This is a genomic window from Nostoc cf. commune SO-36 (assembly GCF_023734775.1).
Taxonomy (GTDB): domain Bacteria; phylum Cyanobacteriota; class Cyanobacteriia; order Cyanobacteriales; family Nostocaceae; genus Nostoc; species Nostoc commune_A.
Window position 1 is genome coordinate 4,618,665 of record NZ_AP025732.1, and the last position, 21,466, is coordinate 4,640,130.

At 40.1% G+C, this 21,466-nt stretch carries 15 protein-coding genes and 5 pseudogenes; 8 read left to right on the forward strand and 12 right to left on the reverse strand.

Annotation, left to right across the window (positions count from 1 at the left end; all coding sequences use genetic code 11):
* Positions 1-366 precede the first annotated feature (366 nt).
* Positions 367-1,665: a hypothetical protein gene (locus ANSO36C_RS20795; RefSeq protein WP_251960396.1), complete on the forward strand. Its 1,299-nt coding sequence runs from the start codon at positions 367-369 to the stop codon at positions 1,663-1,665.
* Between the two features lie 61 nt (positions 1,666-1,726).
* Here the strand turns inward: ANSO36C_RS20795 and ANSO36C_RS20800 are convergent, their stop codons facing one another.
* Positions 1,727-2,548, reverse strand: a complete 822-nt coding sequence (locus tag ANSO36C_RS20800) for a sulfurtransferase (protein ID WP_251956055.1) — start codon at positions 2,546-2,548, stop codon at positions 1,727-1,729.
* A 25-nt stretch (positions 2,549-2,573) separates the two neighbouring features.
* Between ANSO36C_RS20800 and ANSO36C_RS20805 the strand changes: the two are divergent.
* The 4 genes and pseudogenes from ANSO36C_RS20805 to glmU all read left to right on the forward strand — a co-directional run.
* Positions 2,574-3,251: pseudogene (locus ANSO36C_RS20805) on the forward strand (tRNA (5-methylaminomethyl-2-thiouridine)(34)-methyltransferase MnmD); the annotation flags it as partial.
* 113 nt (positions 3,252-3,364) lie between these two features.
* Positions 3,365-3,571, forward strand: a pseudogene (locus ANSO36C_RS34985) (hypothetical protein); the annotation flags it as partial.
* A gap of 560 nt (positions 3,572-4,131) precedes the next feature.
* Positions 4,132-5,370, forward strand: coding sequence for a response regulator (locus ANSO36C_RS20810; RefSeq protein WP_251956056.1), 1,239 nt, complete (start codon positions 4,132-4,134; stop codon positions 5,368-5,370).
* 203 nt (positions 5,371-5,573) lie between these two features.
* Positions 5,574-6,926 carry a bifunctional UDP-N-acetylglucosamine diphosphorylase/glucosamine-1-phosphate N-acetyltransferase GlmU gene (glmU, locus tag ANSO36C_RS20815; protein WP_251956057.1) on the forward strand — a complete coding sequence of 451 codons (1,353 nt, stop codon included), beginning with the start codon at positions 5,574-5,576 and terminating at the stop codon, positions 6,924-6,926.
* 409 nt (positions 6,927-7,335) lie between these two features.
* On the opposite strand, the gene ANSO36C_RS20820 is transcribed toward glmU, so the two are convergent.
* On the reverse strand, positions 7,336-8,583 hold the full coding sequence (locus ANSO36C_RS20820) for a tetratricopeptide repeat protein (RefSeq protein WP_251956058.1): 1,248 nt from the start codon (positions 8,581-8,583) through the stop codon (positions 7,336-7,338).
* 564 nt (positions 8,584-9,147) lie between these two features.
* Here ANSO36C_RS20820 and ANSO36C_RS20825 point away from each other — a divergent pair.
* Positions 9,148-9,570: a DUF29 family protein gene (locus ANSO36C_RS20825; protein WP_251956059.1), complete on the forward strand. Its 423-nt coding sequence runs from the start codon at positions 9,148-9,150 to the stop codon at positions 9,568-9,570.
* Here ANSO36C_RS20825 and ANSO36C_RS20830 read toward each other — a convergent pair.
* The 4 genes from ANSO36C_RS20830 to ANSO36C_RS20845 form a co-directional block, all read right to left on the reverse strand.
* Positions 9,561-10,514: an isoaspartyl peptidase/L-asparaginase gene (locus ANSO36C_RS20830; protein ID WP_251956060.1), complete on the reverse strand. Its 954-nt coding sequence runs from the start codon at positions 10,512-10,514 to the stop codon at positions 9,561-9,563. The two genes, ANSO36C_RS20825 and ANSO36C_RS20830, sit on opposite strands and share 10 nt — an antisense overlap.
* Positions 10,514-10,708, reverse strand: a complete 195-nt coding sequence (locus ANSO36C_RS20835; RefSeq protein ID WP_094350216.1) for a DUF2256 domain-containing protein — start codon at positions 10,706-10,708, stop codon at positions 10,514-10,516. The genes ANSO36C_RS20830 and ANSO36C_RS20835 overlap by 1 nt, the downstream gene beginning before the upstream one ends.
* 268 nt (positions 10,709-10,976) lie before the next feature.
* Positions 10,977-11,195: a hypothetical protein gene (locus tag ANSO36C_RS20840; RefSeq protein ID WP_251960492.1), complete on the reverse strand. Its 219-nt coding sequence runs from the start codon at positions 11,193-11,195 to the stop codon at positions 10,977-10,979.
* Entirely contained in the window at positions 11,143-11,640 is a 498-nt protein-coding gene (locus ANSO36C_RS20845) for an SMI1/KNR4 family protein (RefSeq protein ID WP_251956061.1), read from the reverse strand. The genes ANSO36C_RS20840 and ANSO36C_RS20845 overlap by 53 nt, the downstream gene beginning before the upstream one ends.
* 122 nt (positions 11,641-11,762) lie before the next feature.
* On the opposite strand from ANSO36C_RS20845, the pseudogene ANSO36C_RS20850 reads away from it, so the two are divergent.
* A pseudogene (locus tag ANSO36C_RS20850) lies at positions 11,763-13,221 on the forward strand (protein adenylyltransferase SelO).
* Positions 13,222-13,293: 72 nt separating this feature from the next.
* On the opposite strand, the gene ANSO36C_RS20855 reads toward ANSO36C_RS20850, so the two are convergent.
* The 5 genes and pseudogenes from ANSO36C_RS20855 to ndhL all read right to left on the reverse strand — a co-directional run bounded on the left by ANSO36C_RS20855 (position 13,294) and on the right by ndhL (position 17,706).
* Positions 13,294-15,018, reverse strand: a complete 1,725-nt coding sequence (locus ANSO36C_RS20855) for an ABC transporter ATP-binding protein (protein ID WP_251960397.1) — start codon at positions 15,016-15,018, stop codon at positions 13,294-13,296.
* Positions 15,019-15,322: 304 nt separating this feature from the next.
* Positions 15,323-15,982, reverse strand: coding sequence for a heterocyst differentiation related protein (locus ANSO36C_RS20860; RefSeq protein ID WP_251956062.1), 660 nt, complete (start codon positions 15,980-15,982; stop codon positions 15,323-15,325).
* A 204-nt stretch (positions 15,983-16,186) separates the two neighbouring features.
* Positions 16,187-17,050 (reverse strand): tryptophan synthase subunit alpha, encoded by an 864-nt coding sequence (gene trpA / locus ANSO36C_RS20865; RefSeq protein ID WP_251956063.1) that lies wholly within the window; start codon positions 17,048-17,050, stop codon positions 16,187-16,189.
* A 106-nt stretch (positions 17,051-17,156) separates the two neighbouring features.
* Positions 17,157-17,469: pseudogene (locus ANSO36C_RS20870) on the reverse strand (DUF3007 family protein).
* Between the two features lie 24 nt (positions 17,470-17,493).
* Positions 17,494-17,706: an NAD(P)H-quinone oxidoreductase subunit L gene (gene ndhL / locus ANSO36C_RS20875; RefSeq protein ID WP_251956064.1), complete on the reverse strand. Its 213-nt coding sequence runs from the start codon at positions 17,704-17,706 to the stop codon at positions 17,494-17,496.
* 1,174 nt (positions 17,707-18,880) lie between these two features.
* On the opposite strand from ndhL, the pseudogene ANSO36C_RS20880 reads away from it, so the two are divergent.
* A pseudogene (locus tag ANSO36C_RS20880) lies at positions 18,881-20,202 on the forward strand (hypothetical protein).
* A 12-nt stretch (positions 20,203-20,214) separates the two neighbouring features.
* On the opposite strand, the gene ANSO36C_RS20885 reads toward ANSO36C_RS20880, so the two are convergent.
* Entirely contained in the window at positions 20,215-21,135 is a 921-nt protein-coding gene (locus tag ANSO36C_RS20885) for a lysylphosphatidylglycerol synthase domain-containing protein (protein WP_251956065.1), read from the reverse strand.
* Positions 21,136-21,466: the final 331 nt, after the last annotated feature.

Consider the following 21,466-nt stretch of genomic DNA (forward strand, 5'->3'; position numbering starts at 1 on the left):
TATGTAGCAGATTTCAAAGTTAGTACTTGAAATAAGGAATTGAATCAGGAGTACCTTACAGATAATCTTTTCTAATCAGATCAGGCATAGGCTTATCTCTTATGCAGGATAAGAAGTCTCTAGCTATTTGTTGTGAAATTGCTCATTGGCTGTATTTCACTAAATTTAACGAGAAATCTGATCGGATTTTTCTAAGATTCTGAAAAAAATCTCAGAAAAATCCGAAAAGCAGTAATTTTAGTTTGTAGATTCAGTATATACCTACAAAGCTAAAATAGATACACTCAATTGTATACTCTGAGTCGGAACTTTCGGTACAGCTTGTAAATATACATTTGCCAAATGGGATCAAAGCGATCTAACCAGATGCGACTTAATAACTGGAAGAATTTGTTTTTTTATATTTTGTTAGCGTCCAGTGGTGGAAGCTGGTGTTGCATGAGAGTAAATGCGGCAGAATTGGCAAATACAGATATTTGGCATCCTAATAATTTAGTAAGTACACAGGTAACTTATCAGCAGTTATGTCATAAGTTGCAGCAAAAGGCAATTAACTCTTTGTGCAAACAGTCTAGTAAGTCACATTCTTTAGACTTCCAGATGCCGTTAAATCTAGCACAGCAAACACCAGAAACAACTCAAGTCCCCGACCAAACCGAAGAACCTGAAAATACTCAAAAGCAAAATGACCCGCCACAACTAGAATCACAGCCAAGTAATTTGCCTACCTCTCCTTCAGAGTCAAAAGATCAATTATTAAATGCACCTGAGATAGATTATTCTCAAAGGCTGGAGAGGCTGATACAGCTGCTGCGATCGCCAAAACAGCCATCTGAGTCTGATAGCGATCGCGAATTGGGGTTACGTGTGCGGTTACGTCCCCTAGAACAGCCACAGCTACCACCGACAGAACAACCCGTAGTTAAGTTTAAACCTATCGGCTATCTACAGGGACGTGTAGGCTACTTCCACACAACTAATATTTTTTCTTCAGAGGATAATCCCATAGAAGATGGTTTAATTATTTCTGGGCTGACGCTAGCCTCTGCATATTTTCCTTTGGGATCTAAGACTTATTTAAACGGCTCAATTGATGGCAACCTGATTCGTTATGTAAATCAGTCACAATATCATTACAACCAAGTGAGATTTAATCTCAGTCTTTACCAGCAGCTATCCCAGCGAATGTACGGAGAAATCAGTTGGAGCAATCAACAATTATTTTATGCCAACAACAGCGATCGCCTAGATTTCAAAGCAGGCGATCGCTTTTTAAATGAGAATTCCCTCCAAGTCTCTTTGGGACGGCGAGATCCCTTAACTTCAAGATTAACGCTAGATAGCTTTTACGAATTGAGTGTGAATTTTGCTGACCCCCTAAGTCGCGATCGGATAATCAATTCCTTGTGGGTGTCTTTGAACTACAACTTGCAAAAGCCTCTCCAGGTTGGTATTGACTATCAGGGTAACTTTTCAGACTTTACACAGCGCGATCGAGAAGACCAATTTCATCGGCTATTCGGGCACTTAAATTACCGAATATCCGATACCAGTAATATGAATGTGCAGGCTGGCGTAAGTTTAGGTAGTTCAACCGCCGAAAACATTGATTTTGATGGCTGGTTCTTCAATATTAATTACAGTTTGCAATTAGGCCGATTTTGAAATTTGTCCTTTGTCATTAGTCATTTGTCTTTTTTAAAAACTAATGACCACTGACTAATGACTATAAATAAGAAATCCAATCACTCCAGCTACCAGGATAAAGTTTACCCTTGCTAATGCCAGCTAATTCTAAAGAAAGTAAATTAACACAAGCAGTAACGCCAGAACCGCAATATACTAAGATTTCTTCAGATGTTTCTAGCTTTTCCCAGCGACGGCGTTGTTCCTCTTGAGGGAGTAGGTAGCCATTAGAGTCTGTAACTTCTTGCCAAGGATAGTTAACTGCACCGGGAATATGCCCAGCAATTTTATCAATTGGCTCTCGTTCACCTCGGTAGCGATCGCTTTCTCTGGAATCTACTAATACTACTTCGTGGCTATCTTGCCGACTTTTCACCTCTGTAAAATCTACTGCCTTTTCTATTTGTACTTGAGCGACAAAAGAACCCATTCGCGGGGGAGGAATAATATTTGTAACAGAATAGCCAGATTTTTGCCATCCAGCAAAGCCTCCATCCAGTACTGCTACTTGCTCATGTCCTAAATAGCGCAATAGCCACCATAGACGAGCCGCAAAAGCAAAGCGCGAATCGTCATAAGCGACAACCAAAGTTTTTTGGTAATTGACCCCAATCGCTGCCAATTTGTTAGCTATATCATTGGGGTTAGGTAGAGGATGTCTTCCGCCATGCTTACCTACTGGACTGGAAAGATCCTGATTCAAGTCTAGGTAATATGACCCTTCTATATGACTTGTTTGGTACTGTTGTTGTCCTAACTGTGGATCGGCTAAAGAGAAGCGACAATCCACAATCACGACTTGCGGATCTTCTAAATGTTCAAACAGCCAAGCTGGCGAAACAACAAATTGGGAATTGGGCATTGGTCATTATTTAGTTTTTTATAAAATGTCAGACTTAGAAAATTTTACACCTAAGCTAACAGCAGATGGTTCTTTCACCTTTGTCTCTCAAGAGTTTGGTGAATCTTTTCACAGCCATCATGGAGCTAAACAGGAGAGTTTTTTCAAGTTTGTGGAACCGACTCAACTAGCTACAGCCGCTCAAAAGCCAGTTTTGCGGCTGTTAGATATTTGTTATGGTCTGGGATATAACACAGCTGCCGCTTTGCAGACAATTTGGGCAGTCAATCCTAAATGCTGTGTTGAAGTAATCGGTTTAGAGCTAAATCCAACGGTGCCACAAGCTGCGATCGCTCATCACTTGTTCGACAATTGGAACTATAACTATATTGAAATTTTGCAAGAGCTAGCTTTTGAACATCAAGTGCAAACACCTCGCCTGAAAGGGAAGCTACTAATTGGCGATGCTAGAACTACAATCCAGCTAGTACATCAGTCGGATTTCTGGGCAGATGCAATTTTCCTTGATGCCTTTTCACCTCCTCAATGTCCGCAATTATGGACTCTTGAATTTATTAAACAGGTGTCATTGTGTTAGCTCCAGATGGCTTATTAGCTACCTATTCTTGCGCTGCTGCTGTACGCACAGCACTTTTGTCTGCTGGCTTGGTTATAGGCTCTACCCCACCAGTAGGAAGGCGATCGCCTGGTACTGTGGCAGCAAAGCAGACTCTTCTCCCAAGGGTAGATGGCGCAGCGTTAGCAAACCTGCCAGCGTTTGGAGGTTTCTCTTTGGAGCAATTGCCGTCAAGCAGAGATGATGTTTTCTCTACGACTCTCCCTCTCTCACAAGTTGAAAAAGAACACTTGCTAACTCGTGCTGCTGTTCCCTATCGCGATCCTCAATTGAGCGATCTAACCGAAGTTATAGTGATGCGGCGACAACAAGAACAACAAACCTCTTGGCTCGAGCCTACCTCCTATTGGCGAAAAAGGTGGCTGTTGGGAACACAAGGCAGGGATTTTATGAGAACTAGTTTGTAGTTAGATTGCGATGTTTACAACGGGCTACGTTTACGCAACTACAAGCCTAATCCTCAATCCTTCCTTGATTTCCAAAAAGTTAGACATTTTTTGCCAAAAATTATGATTTCTTTTCCAGATACTCAGGCAACGAGTTTTTACTAGCCAATATGTTGATTTTATGGAAGCATTTTATATTACAAGTAGCTAATACTACTTGAGTATTGCTATAACTGAGTAAGTAAAAACATACGTACTTAATGATTACCATAAAAACTTGAACGAAAAAACTCCATATTAAATAAAAAGAACAATTTTAACGCTTTTTGAGGCTGCTAGGGTAAAAAATCTCCGTAAAAAGCCTGATTTAACATTTGTGAAAATTCACCATACTGGAATTAAAAGCAAAAATTTTGAGAACAAGATACACCTTGTTCGTAATATATAAAGATACACGCTGCAAAAAATTTAGATAGGCAGCTATTATCTCTATGAAAACTCCGGCTCAGAAACAGTCGAATTATTAAATTTTTTGTTGAAATCTAACACTGTTAACTTGTGCAAAAACTTGGAGTGCCTTTGTGATTCAATGGAAATCCAACCATACAGGCTTTACAGAAACAATTGTTAGTGGGTCAAACCCCATTAGCACAGTGAAGAGTATTGGTTCAAATCATGCCGTAGGATCGCAGAATGCGGAGGATTATTCTTTAGGCTTATCTCAAGAAGACCTTATGCTTGAAGATGACCAAGCAGTGTCTTCTTGGATAAAAGCTGATGTTAGTTGTGCTAATGATTCATTGGTCTCTAGAACACTACAAGCTAAAGGTTCTAAAGTGAATGGGTTTGATTTAGATCCACCGAAGGTTTTAGTCGTTGACGATCATGCCGCCAGTCGCATGACTGCTGTTGCCCTCCTGGGGATGGAAGGATACGAAGTAATTGAGGCGGACAGTGGTTCTATTGTTGTGGGATTAGTAACACAAAAACAACCAGATTTGATTTTGCTGGATGTAATGATGCCGGGAATGGATGGATTTGAAGTGTGCCAATTGCTCAAACAGGATGAGCAGACTAGGCTAATTCCAGTAATTTTTATTACCGCATTAAATGATAGGCGATCGCGCATCCGGGGAATTGAAGTTGGGGCAGATGATTTTCTCACCAAACCCTTTGATCGTGTGGAACTGGCGGCGCGTGTAAAATCTTTGGTGCGGCAGAAGCGTCTGAACGAAGATTTAGACCATGCCGAACAAGTACTCTTTTCCATTGCCATGTCGATTGAAAGTCGCGATCCCAATACAGGCAACCATTGTCAACGCCTAGTAAAACTGGGACAATTTTTTGGTGAATACCTCAGCCTCTCACGCTACCAAATTCGAGATTTGATGTGGGGTGGTTATCTCCACGATATCGGTAAGGTGGGTATTCCCGATGCAGTGTTGCTGAAAAAAGGCAAACTTACCCCCCAAGATTGGCAGATTATGCAGCAGCACGTTCTGATTGGGGAAAAAATCTGCCAGCCACTACGCAGTATGCGGGGTGTTATTCCAATTATTCGTCATCACCATGAACGCTGGGATGGTTCAGGCTACCCTGATAAGCTCAAGGGGGATGATATTCCCTACTTGGCGCAAATATTTCAGTTGATTGATATTTATGATGCTCTGACTAGCGAACGGCCTTACAAAAGAGCTTTTACTTCAACAGAAGCACTTTTAGTGATGCAAGAAGAAACCGATGGCGGTTGGCGTAGTCCCAAACTAATGCAGCAATTCACAGAGTTTATTAGCTCCGGTGATAGAAATTTTAGGGAGTAGGAAGTAACGATTTGTAACTGCTGCAATGAACGCTAATTGGTATTATTGTAATTTCTGCCTTTGATGAGTAAACTTCTCCTAACTTTTGAATCCTGGCTCCTTTAATTTTCACTCTTCTATAGATTAGTTGATATGATTTGAGCCTACATTTTAAAGTACCAAAAGCATTAATCATAATTTTACTGATAGCTGATAGCTAATTTATGGTAGTTGTAGCAATTTTAGCGGCGGGACGTGGCACACGCATGAAATCAAGCTTACCCAAGGTTTTACATTCTTTGGGTGGGCGATCGCTAGTCGAGAGAGTTCTCGAAAGCGTAGAACCACTTTCCCCCTCACGGCGAATCGTGATTGTGGGGTATCAGTCCGAGGAAGTGCAAGCCGCCATGCATTCAATTAAGAGTTTGGAGTTTGTTAAACAGACTGTGCAATTGGGAACAGGTCATGCTATCCAACAATTACTTCCTTACTTGGAAGACTACACTGGTGATTTGCTAGTACTTAACGGCGATTTACCCCTGATACGCAGCGAAACCCTCAAGGAGATGTTACAAACTCACACCCAAAATCAGAACGCTGCCACAATTCTCACCTCACACTTACCTGACCCCACAGGCTACGGGCGCGTTTTTTGTAACGATGAAAATATTGTGCAGCTTATGGTCGAACACAAAGATTGTAATGCTGCTCAAAGAGAAAATCACCGGATTAACGCTGGAGTATACTGCTTCCGTTGGCCAGATTTGGCAAAGGTGCTTCCCCACCTCCAGGCAAACAATGCTCAAAAAGAATACTATCTCACTGATGCTGTAACTCAAGTGGGAAAAGTTATGGCAGTGGATGTGGAAGATTACCAAGAAATTCTCGGCATTAACGATCGCCTGCAACTGGCAAAAGCATACGAAATTTTGCAAAAACGAGTCAAGGAAAAATGGATGTTGGCAGGTGTCACTCTCATCGACCCCGAAAGCATCACCATTGATGAAACAGTAGAATTACAGCCAGATGTCATTATTGAACCTCAAACTCACCTGCGGGGAAATACCGTTATTCAAACCGGAAGTCACATTGGGCCGGGAAGTTTAATTGAAAATAGCCAGTTGGCTGAAAATGTCACGGTGCAGTATTCAGTCGTAATAAATAGCACCGTGCAGGCTGGAAGCCGAATTGGCCCTTATGCCCATTTACGCGGTCAGGTACAAGTGGGTTCTGGTTGCCGCGTGGGAAATTTTGTGGAATTGAAAAATACGCAATTAGGCGATCGCACTAATGCGGCACATTTATCATATATAGGTGATACCGTTGTCGGCAATCAGGTAAATATTGGTGCAGGTACAATTATTGCCAACTATGACGGCGTGAAAAAACACCGTACAAAAATAGGCGATCGCACGAAAACTGGAGCCAATAGCGTTTTAGTTGCTCCAGTCACCTTGGGAGATGATGTCTACATCGCAGCTGGTTCGACTGTTACAGAAGATGTACCTGATGATTCTCTGGTGATTGCCCGTAGTCGTCAGGTGGTGAAACCAGCTTGGCGAAGGAAAAGCCAATAAAACAATAATTAAATCATTTAAGCGGCTACTTTTTGTTGTTATGACACAGCTATCCCAGCCCCGTAGTAGCCGCATACTGTTATCTCCAGCCATTTATTGCATTAGATAGTAAGGTGTTTTCTGTTGAAGCCCTTCTAGATACTGGTTTTATAGATGGGTAGTTAACGATTAACTCCTAACAATTAGCAGTTTAGGAGTCGTAAATGATTGCCGCACAAATCGAGATGTGGATGCTGTGGGATATAGGATATTTTGATCTCTATAAAGGCAAAATCATAATTTATCGGACTGATCTTAATCATTAGATTTATTTTAAAATATTTTCATGTTCCACCACTGATTATTTTGTATTTGCTGAATTTCAATTATCTCTTTTTGTAATTGCTTAACTTTATCTAATTTCGATTCCTTAGACAATATTTCGATAGCAATTTGAAAGTTTAGAAATTGCTTGTTTATATTTTTTGTTTTTTTGGTATATAGAAGCGCGTGAAATATATGCATCTGAATAATTAGGATTTATTTTAACTAACTCATTAAGATTTTCCAGTGCCACATTCGTATCACCTTTTCTATTGTTTGCACAAGCTCTCATATAGTAAGCATCGAAGCAATTTATATCTTTTTGAATTACAGTAGTATAATCGATTATTGCTTGATTATAATCTTTTAACTCAAAATATAGTTTTGCTCTTTTCAATAAAGCTTCTTTATATCCACGAGTGAATTTTATTACCCGTGTTAAATCATCTAATGCAGCCTTCTCATTGCTTAATGCAATATAGGCTTCTACTCGATAAAAATAACTGTCAGTATTTTTTGGTCTAATTTTTATTGCTTCAGTAAAATCAATAATTGCGTCATTGTACTTCTTTAATTCCATATTGATACAGCCCTTCATAAAATAGGCTTCAAAAGTTTTGGGGTTTATTTTAATAGCTTGCGAATAATCCTCAAGAGATTTTCCATATTCTTTTAATTTTAAAAATAAACTTCCGCGTTTTATATAAATATCTAAATTAGAAGGATTTTCCGGTTTGTGGATTATTACATGACTATAATCAGCTATAGCTTTTATGTCGTTGCCTGAAGAAGCATAAACATGGCCTCTATTTATATATGCATCAGTGTAACTATTATCTATTTCGATAACTTTTGTATAATTCTCTATAGCAGTTTTATAATTATGTCTGTCAGAATGAACACATCCTCTAAAAAAATAAGCGTCTGCACATTTTGGATTTATATCAATCACTCTTGAGAAATCTTCGATGGCTCCTTTATACTCATTGTGTTTGAGTCTTTCAATACCTCTAAAAAGAAAGTCTTCTTCATTTTTAAACAAGTCTTTAATATCACCAATTCTTTGTGTGACTTTTTCACCCAATAACTCAGCACCTTTAGTTACTTCATTAAATAACCCTGTTACTGCTTTTCCTGTAGCTTTTACTCCTTTTTCTCCTGCTGCACCTCCAAATGCACCACCAGCGATAAGCAAGGGTACTGCTAAAGGCAGACTAGTAATACCCAGTGCTATACCTGCTGCCAGTGCAGCACCCCCGCCTAAAACAGAACCTGTTGTATTGTCCTTAACAAATTCATTTTCTGACAAATCATTAGTACTTGACACTACTTCCTTAACAATTTCCCAATCCATTTTTATAACTCCGTTTAAAAATTTTCTTAAGCAAGAACATACATACTATATTTTATACTTTGTGAGCTATGGATATGTAACCGTAAACTTACATAAAAAGATAAGTTTCTTTCATTAAAAAATATTGGCATAATATCTAAACCGTTTTGCCACGCCACTACAAAAACTAGTTTGTTTTTTGGTCTATCCTAAAGAAACTATCTACATATAATCATTACAGGTGATATAAAAATTAAAGTTTGTTGCATTAGAGCATCAGATTAGCTAATTTAGCTATAGGTAAAACATGAGGAAAACGAAACAAGTCACCGCGATTATTGAGCATGAGAAAAACGGCTATATATCGTATTATCTAAAACTCGATATTGCTAGCCAAGGTAAGACAATCGAAGAAGCAAGCACGTAGTAATTTGGTTGAGGCATTGGATTTTTTGAGACATCTGACCCCTCTGAAGTCCAAGCTCGGCTAATTACAGAAGTTTTTATTACGCACCTAGAGGTAAATGTTGGGTAAGCTGCCTGTTCTTTCGGCTGGGGAAGTATATCAAATTTTGGTATGGAAGTATGGAAGAACTGCTAGAACTTAGGCAATTTCTAGAACAAGGCAAAATCCATGAGGCGTTGCTGTTGGTGGATGAGTTAGAAGAAATGAGCCTCAGTGACAAAATCAATAAAGTTGATAGTTATGGTGTAATTCTGCTCATCCATTTAATTAAACAAAACGCCGAAAAACGTTCTACTCGCTCTTGGGATGTTTCGATAGAAAATACAGTGCGGGAAATCAACAAAATAAACAAGCGCCGCAAATCTGGTGGTTATTACTTGAATCAAGCAGAATTAATCGATATTCTGCAACAAGGATATCAAGTGGCAGTGAAAAGAGCGGCGCTAGAAGCTTTTGAGGGGCATTATGAAGCCCAAGAATTGGCTGCAATGGTTGACCAGGAAAAAATCTTAACTCAGGCGCTAGAATTTATTCAACAATAGCCAATCAATTCACTATCATTCCACTCCAAGGTGTCGCCAATTTTTTCGCCGTCATGGTAGGCGGCGAGTAAGATTTCGCTAGTTTTCCCCCAAGCGATCGCTCCACTAACATCTAAGGCGATCGCTCCCAAATCCCTTTTATTCTGATTCGCTTCTCCAAAGGATCGCTGCATCGCCTCCTTCAGAGACATACCATCAGTGACACGTACTACAATGCGGGGAGCTAAACACTCATCAATGATATCTTCCCCAATGCCAGTACAACTAACACCAGCATTACTAGTCGCGTAATTACCTGCTGGCATTGCCGAATCACTGACCCTGCCAATCCGCTCAAAGCCTTTACCACCAGTAGAAGTGCCGACAGCTAACTTACCAGATATATCTAAAGCTACTACACCGATAGTGCCACGTCCAGCATTGCTAGTTTCTACCAGTTCGGGTTCTGCTACCACGCCAGCCATTGCGCTTTTAAAATTATCCTGGCGTTCTTGTATCCACTCTTGTAACCGCAAATCAGTTAAAGCGTTATAGCTGGGAAGTTGCATTTCCCGCGCCAACTCAGCCGATCCGAAATCTGATAGCACTCGGTCTGGTGAGTTCTGTAAGAATTGTGCCAACTCAATGGGATTTTTCACCCGCGAAATATTAATCACACCACTAAACCGCCCTAATGCGCCATCCATCAGGGAAGCACTCATGCGGATTTGTCCATCAGATTGCAATACTGAACCAGTACCAGCATTAAAACGGGGGTTATCTTCGAGCATTTGGCAACCATGCACCACCGCCTCAGAGGCAGTTGCTCCTGACAATAGCAGAGAATAGACTTCTTCTATTACTGTATGGAGCGATCGGCGCACTGCCTCCAGTCCTCCCTTACCGTGGAGAGAACTACCAGCCCCCCCATGAATAATTAATTTAGGTTGCACCTGTGACTCCATTAATCTCTTGCGCTATTTGCGTCTGTATTGCGGTTAGTTTCATTTTGAGCTTCAGAACGGCGACGACGACAACGTTCTGAGCAGTATTTCACATCGTCCCAACAATCTTGCCACTTTTTACGCCATGTAAAAGGACGTTGACATACTGGACAGATTTTTGTCGGTAGGTCAGATTTAGAACGAACACGTCCCATAAAAATACTGTGTATATAAGAATTTAATTTCTGAGAGAGATGGAAGATAATTATAACCAGTTTGCTACAAAGTCAGGATATCCTTAGCAAACAAATGTTTTGTCAATCTATCTTTGGAGCTATTTTTACCTATTTTTTCCAGGAATTAGGCACAATTAACGAAAAAGCGTAGACGCTTAGGCTTGCCGCAGGCTACCTCAGAGAACACAGAGAAATAAAAGTTTGAAAGGTTTTTTGCGTAAGTCCTATAAAGTTAAGTTTCGCAAAACTAGCGAATTTGATCCAAACTTCGGTTGAGCCAGTCTTCATACCAATCATAAAAACTCAAAGGCTGCTCCTCATCACTATCTGGATAAAAATCATCAGGGTTGATGTCATGGAACGCATTACAAAAAGTCAAAGAAGTAGGATATATCCCATTATCATTAGTACGGTCATCTATCCAAATTTTTCCTGGCTGCTCTCCGGTAACAACTAAACATTGCATAAATTCCACAACCATAATTTGTCATAGTGAGAGTACCATGAATAAACTTATCATCAACATAAGCATCACGGTTGGCATTAAGATCCGTATTATTCTTGACAATCAAATCTAAATTATTCCAGGCTTCTGTCAAAGGAAATGGTTTAGAAAGAATCTCGTATTTTTCTTGGTATAGTTTCTCTGGAATCACATCTTCATACTCAATTCCCAACAATACAGATAACCCGTATCCTGGGCCAGCACCACCATTACCAACTTCTAAGAGAAAGTTTCGATATTCGCCTGGTAGTATAATATTGTATCTGGACTCAAACACTTGAATATCTTTGTTACTCAAGCAAGGTTTAAATTGATATTGGTGTGATTCTGAGCCAAAAACCTCAAATGTAGCGTCTAAAATAGCTAATTGAGTTAACTTTTTCTTTAATTGTAAAACTTTATTCATTATGCGCTCCAGAATTTGATGGTGGCGCTGCCATATTTTAGATATGGGTCGCTTTTTGCGTCTATGCTGATGGTGAAGCCAGAGGTAGTATTAAGAGAAGAATGAATTAAGCTTTGCTCGTAATGACTCTGGCTGAAACTCCGAACTACAAAAATTCTAGCAATCCTTTTCTCTTCCCTCAACTACGAAAGCGCCTTAGAATCTCTAGGCGATGACTACTACGATGAGGTTGCAGCAGCAGAATTCCCCCAACACATCCTGCGTTGGCGCAATGATGAACTATTACCCCGTTTCGGTCTAGACCACCAAATAGTCAAAGACGAAGATTTTATCACAGCATTTGGCCAATTTCAGGGGCGCAAACCCTTGTTAGCACTGCGTTACCACGGCTATCAATTTGGTGAATATAACGGGCAGTTAGGTGATGGTAGAGGCTTTCTCTACGGGCAAGTACGCGCCAATGATGGCGAATTGTACGATTTTGGCACTAAAGGTTCTGGGAGAACGCCCTACTCGCGTGGTGGCGATGGTATGCTTACGCTCAAAGGTGGGGTGCGGGAAGTTCTAGCTGCGGAAGCACTGCACTATTTGGGTGTACGTACTTCGCGCTGTCTGAGCATGATTGAGACAGGTTTACCACTCTGGCGGGGCGATGAACCTTCGCCGACTCGTTCTTCTGTGATGATTAGAATGAGCAGCTCTCATATTCGGTTTGGCACTTTTGAGCGACTGCACTATTTTCAGCGTCCAGATTTAACTGAGAAGTTATTAGACCATGTAATTGAACAGTATTATCAAAACTTAAATACTGAACAAGATAAATACGCACTGTTTTACGCCCAATTAGTTAAACGGGTGGCAGAACTAGTAGCGCAGTGGATGGCGGCTGGCTTTTGTCATGCAGTCCTGAATACTGACAATATGTCGATTACAGGAGAAAGTTTTGATTATGGCCCTTATGCATTTATCCCTACTTATGACCCATACTTTATAGCTGCATATTTTGACTATTCTGGACGTTACTGTTACAGTAATCAACCAATTATTTGTAAGCTGAATTTAGAAATGCTCCAGGAACCCTTTAAGGCAATTATTGATAAAGGCGATATGGAGGCTAGTTTAGCTAGGTTTGATGAATATTATCAAGCTGAATACAGTTCTCTGATGTTGAAAAAGTTGGGTTTTGTGGAATTGCAACATCCACAAGCTGAAGAACTCTTAAATCTGACGATTGAATTCCTGAAGGCGAGCCAAGTTGGTTATCATCAATTCTTCTATGATATGGCTCGTACTTTTTCATCTAAATGGCGAGATGAACCAGGTTTTGTAATGAATGGTTCAGATATTGTACCAGTACCAGGTGCGTCGGCAATTTTTGATGATTGGTGCATACTATACCACAAAATCTTGAATGATTTTGATAGCGATCGCACCAATTTAATTACCCAAACTTTAGCTGTTCATAATCCCCAAACGGTACTATTAAGACCTGTAATTGAGTCTATTTGGCAATCAATTGCTCAGGAAGATAATTGGCAACCTTTTTATGACTTAATCAAGGCAATTCAGTCTCGGAAATAGTTAAAAAGGGGGCATGGGGTATTGACTATTAGTTATTTCTTCTCTGCTCCTCATCTTCCCCACTGCCAACTCCTAACTAAACTGCTGGGCATAAAATCGCGCATAGCGATGCTCTAAGGCTAATAATTCTTCATGGGTTCCTGATTCGACAATTTGTCCTTGTTCAAGAACTAAAATGCGATCGCACCTCCTAACTGTCGATAAACGGTGAGCAATAATAAATACTGTCCGTTTTTCCGTCAGTCTTTCTAGCGCTTCTTGTACCAAAGCTTCTGACTCGGAATCTAATGCTGATGTCGCCTCATCAAGAATCAAGATTTGGGGATTGAGCAAAACAGCACGAGCGATCGCAATTCTTTGTCTTTGTCCACCAGATAAGTTTACCCCACGCTCACCTACCCAAGTCTGATAACCTTCTGGTAGCTGGCTAATAAATTGATGGGCATTGGCAATTTTTGCCGCCTCTATAACTGCTTTCATCTCAAAAACATCTTGTCCAAAGGCGATATTTTGGGCAATTGTCCCCGAAAACATGATGGTTTCTTGAGGAACAATGCCAATTTGCCGCCGCAGACTATGTAGTTTCACATCCCGAATATCAACACCGTCAATCAATATTTGACCAGCTTCGGGGTCGTAAAAACGGGGCAAAAGATTCACAAAGGTGGTTTTACCAGCACCAGAAGCACCTACAAGAGCGATCGCTTCACCGGGGGATACTAATAAACTGATATCTTTTAATACAGGCTCACCTGGTTTATAGCCAAAGGAAATATGACGATATTCTACTTTGCCATTGACTGGGGGGAGAGCGATCGCATTTGTCTTTTCGATCACCGTTGGCTGAATTGCCATCAATTCAAAAACGCGGTCAACAGATGCTTCACCCTGCTTAAATTCGTTGTAGTTATTCGTAGTGTGACCAATGGGATCAATTAACAGCGCCGCCGCCGCCAAATAGCTGAAAAAATTCGCCACTGTCAAGTTACCTTGGGAAATTTGCCACGCTCCCACAATCAGTAATGATAAGGCACTTAAGGCTTCCAGAAATCCGATGATCGGAATCTGAATCGCTTTCAGGCGTTCGGCTGAGTATTTGGCTTTGAGGCTGCGTTCAGCTTCATGACCAAAGCGGGCGATTTCGTAATTTTCAGCAGCAAAAGCTTGTACCAAACGAATACCGTTGAAAACTTCCGCGAGGATGGCTGATAAACCCGATACCCGATTTTGACTTTTTAAGGAATATTTACGTAATCGTTCCCCAAACCAGCCAATTAAAATACCCATCAATGGTGCAATTATCACCGTTGCTAATGTCAGTTGCCAATTCAGGTAAATCATGTAAATCGGAATTGCTAGCAACTGCAAAATGCAGGGGATAAAGTCGTGAAATACTTTATTTACCACTTCGCCAACGCGGTCAACATCTTCGGTGAGGCGGTAAGATAAATCACCTGATTTTGCCGTTTCAAAATAGCTGAGATTTAGCTTTTGAAGATGGGCGTAGACTTGTTGGCGGAGATGAAAAGCAACTCTCAAAGCAGCTTTTGCCATGTACATATCTTGTATAGACTGAAACAAGCCTCTGACAAGAAAGACTAAAGCACAACTACCAGTTATTTGAGCGATCGCTACTACATTACCTTGAGCAAAGGGAATTGCCAATTTGCCGGCGAGATTGATCAACACTAATGTCGCCAGTACATATCCGAAGATACCAATAAGTCCCTTGGCGATGGTTCGCCACTGGAGTTTGATATAAGGCAGCAGTTGCCAGTAATTAGAACGCGTTTTCAAGCTGTAACGTCCAAAACAATATTTTACTTTGTTTGACGCTAGCAGTTTTTGGTGAGTTTCTGAACAGTTAAAGAATTCAGAAGGTTTATAAGCTAAAAATCTTTTAATTTGCATCTTCAAAAAAATGAATCTCTTGTGGGTGGGCATCTTACCCGCCCTAGTTGTGCAAATTAAATGCGCGACAGCTTACCTACAGAGAGACTCCGCTTCTGAATTTAGAGTAACAACGCAATAAATCTCGTTTCCAGGTTCTAACTGAAAACGAGATTTTAAACCGATATTTATTTGTGCTGTTTATCCCTTGTTAGTGCATTTCGTCGTATTCTGGCGCTTCAACTCGTCTTGCTTCCATCCGAGAAGCAGGCAGAAACTCAGCCCGACGGACTGGAACCAAGGGCGGCGTATTTCCTTGGTAGGGGTGAATCACTTGTACAGTACGGGCTGGACGCTGGCGGGGTGAGAATAAAGCCAATACCCCAGCAACGACAACACCACCACCAATAGTCAGAGTTGCGCCACCCACAGCCCAAAGCATAGGTGAAGACCACCAAGAAGGATTTTGCGGTTGGAATGCTGCTGTTTTTTGTTGGTTATTTTGCTGGGCTAATTGCCACTGCTGCTGAGTATTGAAATTTTGGACTTGGCCTTGGAGTTGTTGATTTTGCAACTTTAGCTGTTCATTGTCGTTTTTTAAACGCTCTAGCTGCATCTGCGTGTTCAGCTTTTCCATCTCCAGACGCTGGTCAGTACTGGGAGCAGTCGGTGGCTGACTGGGATACATTGGTTGCCCATAAGGGTTATAAGGATACATTTGTGGCTGTATTCCTGGCGCTACTACAGCCCCTGGCATTTGCGGAGCAACGGCAAAGTTAGGTTGTAGGGGGGTATTTGTTCCTTTGAGCAATACGAGAGCCGCCAGCCCAGCTACGGCGACCCCGCCGATAAACGCCATACTCTCACTCATCGCCTTTGCTCCTCAATTGCGGCGTAACTATAATAATCATTTGTGACTGACTCACTCTCACACTCATAAATTATGCCTACTTGATTTCACATAATACTCAAACTATAAGCGACTATATCAGCTAGTTTTTTTACATCATGATATCTGATGTTAATATTCAAAACCATAATGGTCAAATTGTCTACCAAGGAAGGATAGAAAAAACTACACTGTTATACTTTTTAATCTACTTTTTCCCTGTCTAATCAAGAGGAGTATTTCTGCTGGTGTTGTTGGTCTTGATGGCTGCTTGAGACTTTGACAAAATTCTGCGATCGCATTTAGTCCCTGCTCTGGTGTACCTTGGGCTAACCGTTTCACAAAAGCGCTGCCAACGATCACCGCATCTGCGCCCCATTCCTTTACCTGACAGGCTTGTGCGGCTTCAGAAATCCCAAAACCTACACCGATGGGTTTCTCAGTAACACCACGAATTTGTTTGAGTAAATCTGACACTCGGATTTCGAGTTGCGATCGCACTCCTGTAACCCCTGTGACGCTGACTAAATAAATAAATCCTTGGGAAGAACGAGCAATGGACTCTATCCTTTCAGCAGAACTAGTAGGAGCGATCAACAAGATTACATCAATTCCCTTTTCACTAGCTGCTTGGAGCAAGCTTGCTGCTTCCTCTAAGGGTAAATCTGGTATTACCAGCCCGGCAACCCCAGCAGCAGCAATTGCAGAGAGAAATTTGTCAATTCCCCGGTGCAAAATTGGGTTGTAGTACGTAAATAAAACAATAGGCGATCGCAATTTGGGAGTAATCCCTTGCAGCATTTCTAACACCTGCTCTAATTTCGTACCTTTTTCCAAAGCGCGGGTAGCAGCAGCTTGAATCACTGGCCCATCAGCCAGAGGATCGGAGTAAGGTATGCCCAGTTCTATAATGTCGGCTCCATTACGATCTAGAATCTGCAAGGCTTTCGCTGTTGTTTCTAAATCAGGATCGCCAGCAGTGATAAACGGAATTAGAGCGCACTCACCATTGCGCCCAAGAGTTTCAAAACAATCAGAAATTGCAGTCATTAGTTATTAGTCATTAGTCATTGGTCATTAGTCATTAGTCATTGGTCATTAGTCAGTGGCCATTAGTCATTAACAAAGGACAAAGGACAAATGACCAATGATAACTTTACACCTGAGATTGCTCTTCTTGTTCTATTTCAGCTTGAATTCGTGCCAATTCTTCGGGACTAAGCTCGTCTAGCCGCTTTTGCAGAAAGTCTTGCTCATACTGTTCCCGTTGTTGGTGGTAGGTCATTTTTTGTCCCACCGCACGGAAAAAATAGGTGGCTAACCAGCCAACTAACCCACTGATTAGTAAGACTTGGCTCCATATACCAGCTTTCTGATTATCCAAACCAAACTAGCTGTAATCCTATATAAGCCAAGCCACCGGCAATAAACACACCCAAGCCAATTCCAATAGCGTCAATCCGTCGCATGAGAGTTATGACCTACCAATTTCATTAAACTTGAATTTGTCGCCGTTGGGGTCGAAAATTTAGAAACGGCGATAGAACCAACAAACCTGGAAAGAAGAAAAACACCAAGAAGTACATAAAGACACGCTCGATGGAGCTAGCTACATACCAACGCAGCTTCAGGTACAGCAAAACAGCAAGGGGGATTACTAGAAGGTAAGCTCCAGCTAAAACCAGATACAACAGGGCGACAATCATAACTTTATTTGTCTAAGCATCTGTTTTCCATCATAGGCTGAAGAGCCTAACTCAGAGAAGTATAGTCATAATGCTTTCAACATGACCCCGCCAGAATTCCTCAAAACCTCACCTGCAAGCTAAATCATAGCTTTGGCAGGTTGGAGTAATTTTATCGGATATCATCACAAAAGCTGATATCGTGCTATTATAGTAAACTCACTAGCAACAAATGCTTTAGTCAAATAAAATCGAAAACTTATCCAGATTGATCAAGAAAAAACCAAGAAAACTTCCAATTTTGGGAAACAATCGGACAATTTGGAAAAAATATTTTCAATTTAGTTGGACAAAAGACACAATTGATGGTGGAATAGATGAGGAGGTATTTGCTGCCTCCAAAAAATAACTAGTTATACTAGTTGCCAAATACCTACGGGGGCGTGGCGGAATGGTAGACGCTACGGACTTAGACAACTGAGCCTTGAAGGAGAAATCCCTCAAGTGGAAGCTCTCAAAACTCAGGGAAACCTAAATCTGGTGACAGATATGGCAATCCTGAGCCAAGCCGAAGAAAGTTCTGAGTGCTGAGTAAATTTAAAACTCCTAACTCTTAACTCACAAGTATTCGGAAGGTGCAGAGACTCGACGGGAGCTACCCTAACGTTAAGTCGAGGGTAAAGGGAGAGTCCAATTCTTAAAATCTGAGGCTTCTGAAGTCATCAGGTAGCAGTGAAAGCTGCGGGAGAATGAAAATCCGTTGACCGTAAAAGGTCGTGTGGGTTCAAGTCCCTCCACCCCCACTAAAAATTTAAAATACCGAAAGGTTTTTATAAAATATATGGGCGTGTTTTATCTAATCGTTAGATGAACTCGCCTATAAACTTATGTATGCTTTTCAATTGTTAGAGACTTCAAAAAAATAAATTATTCTAAATTTTTTGCTGTCGATGAACACATTTGTGCATCTTACGAGAGAATGTTTTCACTAGAACTCTTTTACAAGTAAGTAATTTCACTGAATTATTTGATGAAGTATAAAACAATTTATCTTTAATACTTTATTTACAGTCTTAGTTAATTAACTTTATGTAAAAAGATTCCTGAATATCAGAATAATAGATTGATGCTACTGTTCGCCAAGGTTAAGCTGGTAATAATATGAACAGGAAGGCTTTTTGTCCTGATAACTGAAATGACAGCTAATAGTTTATCAATTAGTCAAAAAGATCCCGATTGTGTTACGTCTGAGTCTAGACAGCTAAATGTGCAAACGGCACAAGAGGAGGTTTATAGCTTCTTCGTGGAAATTGTCAAAAAATTGCCCCCAGAAGATGTTTTAAGGGAATTTAAAGGTTTATTTATAGATGGTCTTGATTCGGAAGATGCTGAGTATATACCTGGAATATATAGTATTTTTCTAGATGATAATGAACAAGACTTTTCTACTACACTTAAGCGCTGTTGCTATATTATAGTTAATAATTGGAAAACCAACAGAAAAGACAAATATGTCCAAGAATTAGTAAATATATTTATTAATGAAAATCTGAAGATAAAGTCTAATAATCCTCCAGTAGTAAAAATTTGTAAAAACTGGATAGAAAATTTTGTCAATAGCAAAGATTACAAAGACCTGAAATTATTTGCTATTAAATATGAAGAATCAGCTAAAGGTCATTGGGCTAATCGTTACACTTCCTATTTATTAATTGATCAATCTGTTAATGATAAAAATCCCAGAGAGCAACAAGAAGCCTGCTAGAAGGCTTTCTCAACAGATAAAAGACAAATTTAAATTTGAACTAGCAATGTATATTGCTCGTTCTCAATCTGCCGTTTCCAGCACCACACGCTATACAAACCCAAGTATTTTGGGAGATCAAGCTTTGCGTTTAATCAAAGCAATTGTCTTAAAAAAAGGTGCGTTTAGCCATGAAAATATTGCCCATATATTTATCAAGCAAACTGAAAATCAAACTTTGGAAGAATTTAAAATAAATCTGGAAAAATATCTATTTTTTTCTGTAGAAAATCAAGAAGAAATTGAGGATTGGCGGCAGAAATTTAAAGATAGCTTATCTTTGTGGAAGAAAGATTACAATCAAGAAATTATTACTAAAGAATTATTTTTGAGAACCTGTAATCGAGTGATTGATTGCTTGACAACAGAAAATGCGAAAGAACCTTCGTCATTATTTATATTATTGCTTAACCAAGGTCATGCTTTAACATTAGTAATAATCCTGTTAAAGATTATTTTGATTTGTAGAAATTCCCGCAAACATTTAGAAACTAGAATTGCTCATCTGATTCGTTTATATGACAAGTATCCAGAAGATGAATGCAAGGGAGTAATAAATTTTATGGAGATTTTTAATATCACTTTTGCAATTTATGCAGAAAATGTCGAATACAACTTGATTAAAATGGAAGAAGAGCAAAACAGTAATCCACAGTTAAATTTGGATGATTAATCGTGTGTTTTCCCAGATGAAGGTAGATAGACAAAAATAAATTTTGTCTGAGTTATGATTTGGCAAGGCGTTCATCTAACCAAGCCAGGGTAGCACCCGCAGTTTCAGCTAGAATACTAATGAGGCGATATAGAGCGATCGCACTAAATACTAGGGCAGATGGAAAGTGGTGTCGTAAAAGTTCATACGCAGTCGCTTCAAACACACCTAACCCACCAGGCGCACCCGGAATCACAAGCCCCAACAACCAAGCGCAGCTAAAAGCCCCTAATAACAAAGGAATTTGATTTACATTCAACGAACCCAAGGCGAACATAGTTAATATAAACCCAGTGGCGCGTAATCCCATAAAGCCCAATTCTCCTAACAAAGGCCGTAAGGGATAGCTTTTAAGACTGAAGGGAACAGTTGGTTCAGTTGTAACAGCAGACTTTTTTGCTTTCAATTTGTGCAAAAAGCGAATCATTGGGTTTAAAAACCAAGGATGAATCGCACAAAGAACTACAGCTAAACTCAGTAATTGTAGTATTTTTAGAACAAAAGTACTATTAGCTGGCGCAAATTGGCTACTGCATAAGACAATCATGATTAAAGCAGCCGTTAGCATGAGTAGCGGTTCTAACAAAACGCTTAAGGTGGCTGCACCAGCAGAAACATTGGCATTTTTTGCAGCGACAATTCGCCCGTAGTAATGCCAGATATTACCTGGTAAATACTTAGCTATGTTCGTTTTTAGATAAACCTGGATGAACTGGGGAGACGATACAGGTTGATTTAAGTCTTGCAAAATCCAAGTCCAGATCCAGCCTGCCCAAGTATGTGCTAGTAAAGTGACACCTGTAGCGATCGCTATAATTGCCCATCCTACCCCATCAATGCGGATAGCAGTTACTCCAATCCAATTATCTTTCAAAGCTTTCGCTAAAAAAAACAGCGTTCCGCCCAAAATTATCCAACGTAAAAATTGCTTCATGAATTTAGTAATTTAACGGTTAGAGCAACAAGGGGCCAATGCCTAAATTATTACAGTATATTAACGACCTATTCAAAGCTTTTGAAGTATTAAACAAGTTGATGTAGTTCTTTTTACGAAACTTATATTACTTTATTTTATATCTCTCTAGAGTTAGATAAAAATATTATTTTTGTAGTAATTAAAATGTAGCCTGCGCTAGAGGTCAAGCGTATTTTATTATTCATATCCTTAAAACAGGTTATCGAATGAGCGAACCAAAACAAGCACAATAACTTGCTGACCACTCCAAAGATTCAGCAAATTCTTAATTTATTAATATTTTTGTAAG

Coding starts and splice junctions, on each gene's coding strand:
- trpA (WP_251956063.1), bottom strand. CDS start 17,050: ATGACTGCAATTTCTGATTGTTTTGAAACTCTTGGGCGCAATGGTGAG.
- ANSO36C_RS20860 (WP_251956062.1), bottom strand. CDS start 15,982: ATGAGTGAGAGTATGGCGTTTATCGGCGGGGTCGCCGTAGCTGGGCTG.
- ANSO36C_RS20840 (WP_251960492.1), bottom strand. CDS start 11,195: ATGCAATGTTTAGTTGTTACCGGAGAGCAGCCAGGAAAAATTTGGATA.
- ANSO36C_RS20795 (WP_251960396.1), top strand. CDS start 367: ATGCGACTTAATAACTGGAAGAATTTGTTTTTTTATATTTTGTTAGCG.
- ANSO36C_RS20800 (WP_251956055.1), bottom strand. CDS start 2,548: ATGCCCAATTCCCAATTTGTTGTTTCGCCAGCTTGGCTGTTTGAACAT.
- ANSO36C_RS20825 (WP_251956059.1), top strand. CDS start 9,148: ATGGAAGAACTGCTAGAACTTAGGCAATTTCTAGAACAAGGCAAAATC.
- ANSO36C_RS20885 (WP_251956065.1), bottom strand. CDS start 21,135: ATGAAGCAATTTTTACGTTGGATAATTTTGGGCGGAACGCTGTTTTTT.
- ANSO36C_RS20820 (WP_251956058.1), bottom strand. CDS start 8,583: ATGGATTGGGAAATTGTTAAGGAAGTAGTGTCAAGTACTAATGATTTG.
- glmU (WP_251956057.1), top strand. CDS start 5,574: ATGGTAGTTGTAGCAATTTTAGCGGCGGGACGTGGCACACGCATGAAA.
- ANSO36C_RS20830 (WP_251956060.1), bottom strand. CDS start 10,514: ATGGAGTCACAGGTGCAACCTAAATTAATTATTCATGGGGGGGCTGGT.
- ANSO36C_RS20845 (WP_251956061.1), bottom strand. CDS start 11,640: ATGAATAAAGTTTTACAATTAAAGAAAAAGTTAACTCAATTAGCTATT.
- ANSO36C_RS20835 (WP_094350216.1), bottom strand. CDS start 10,708: ATGGGACGTGTTCGTTCTAAATCTGACCTACCGACAAAAATCTGTCCA.
- ndhL (WP_251956064.1), bottom strand. CDS start 17,706: ATGATTGTCGCCCTGTTGTATCTGGTTTTAGCTGGAGCTTACCTTCTA.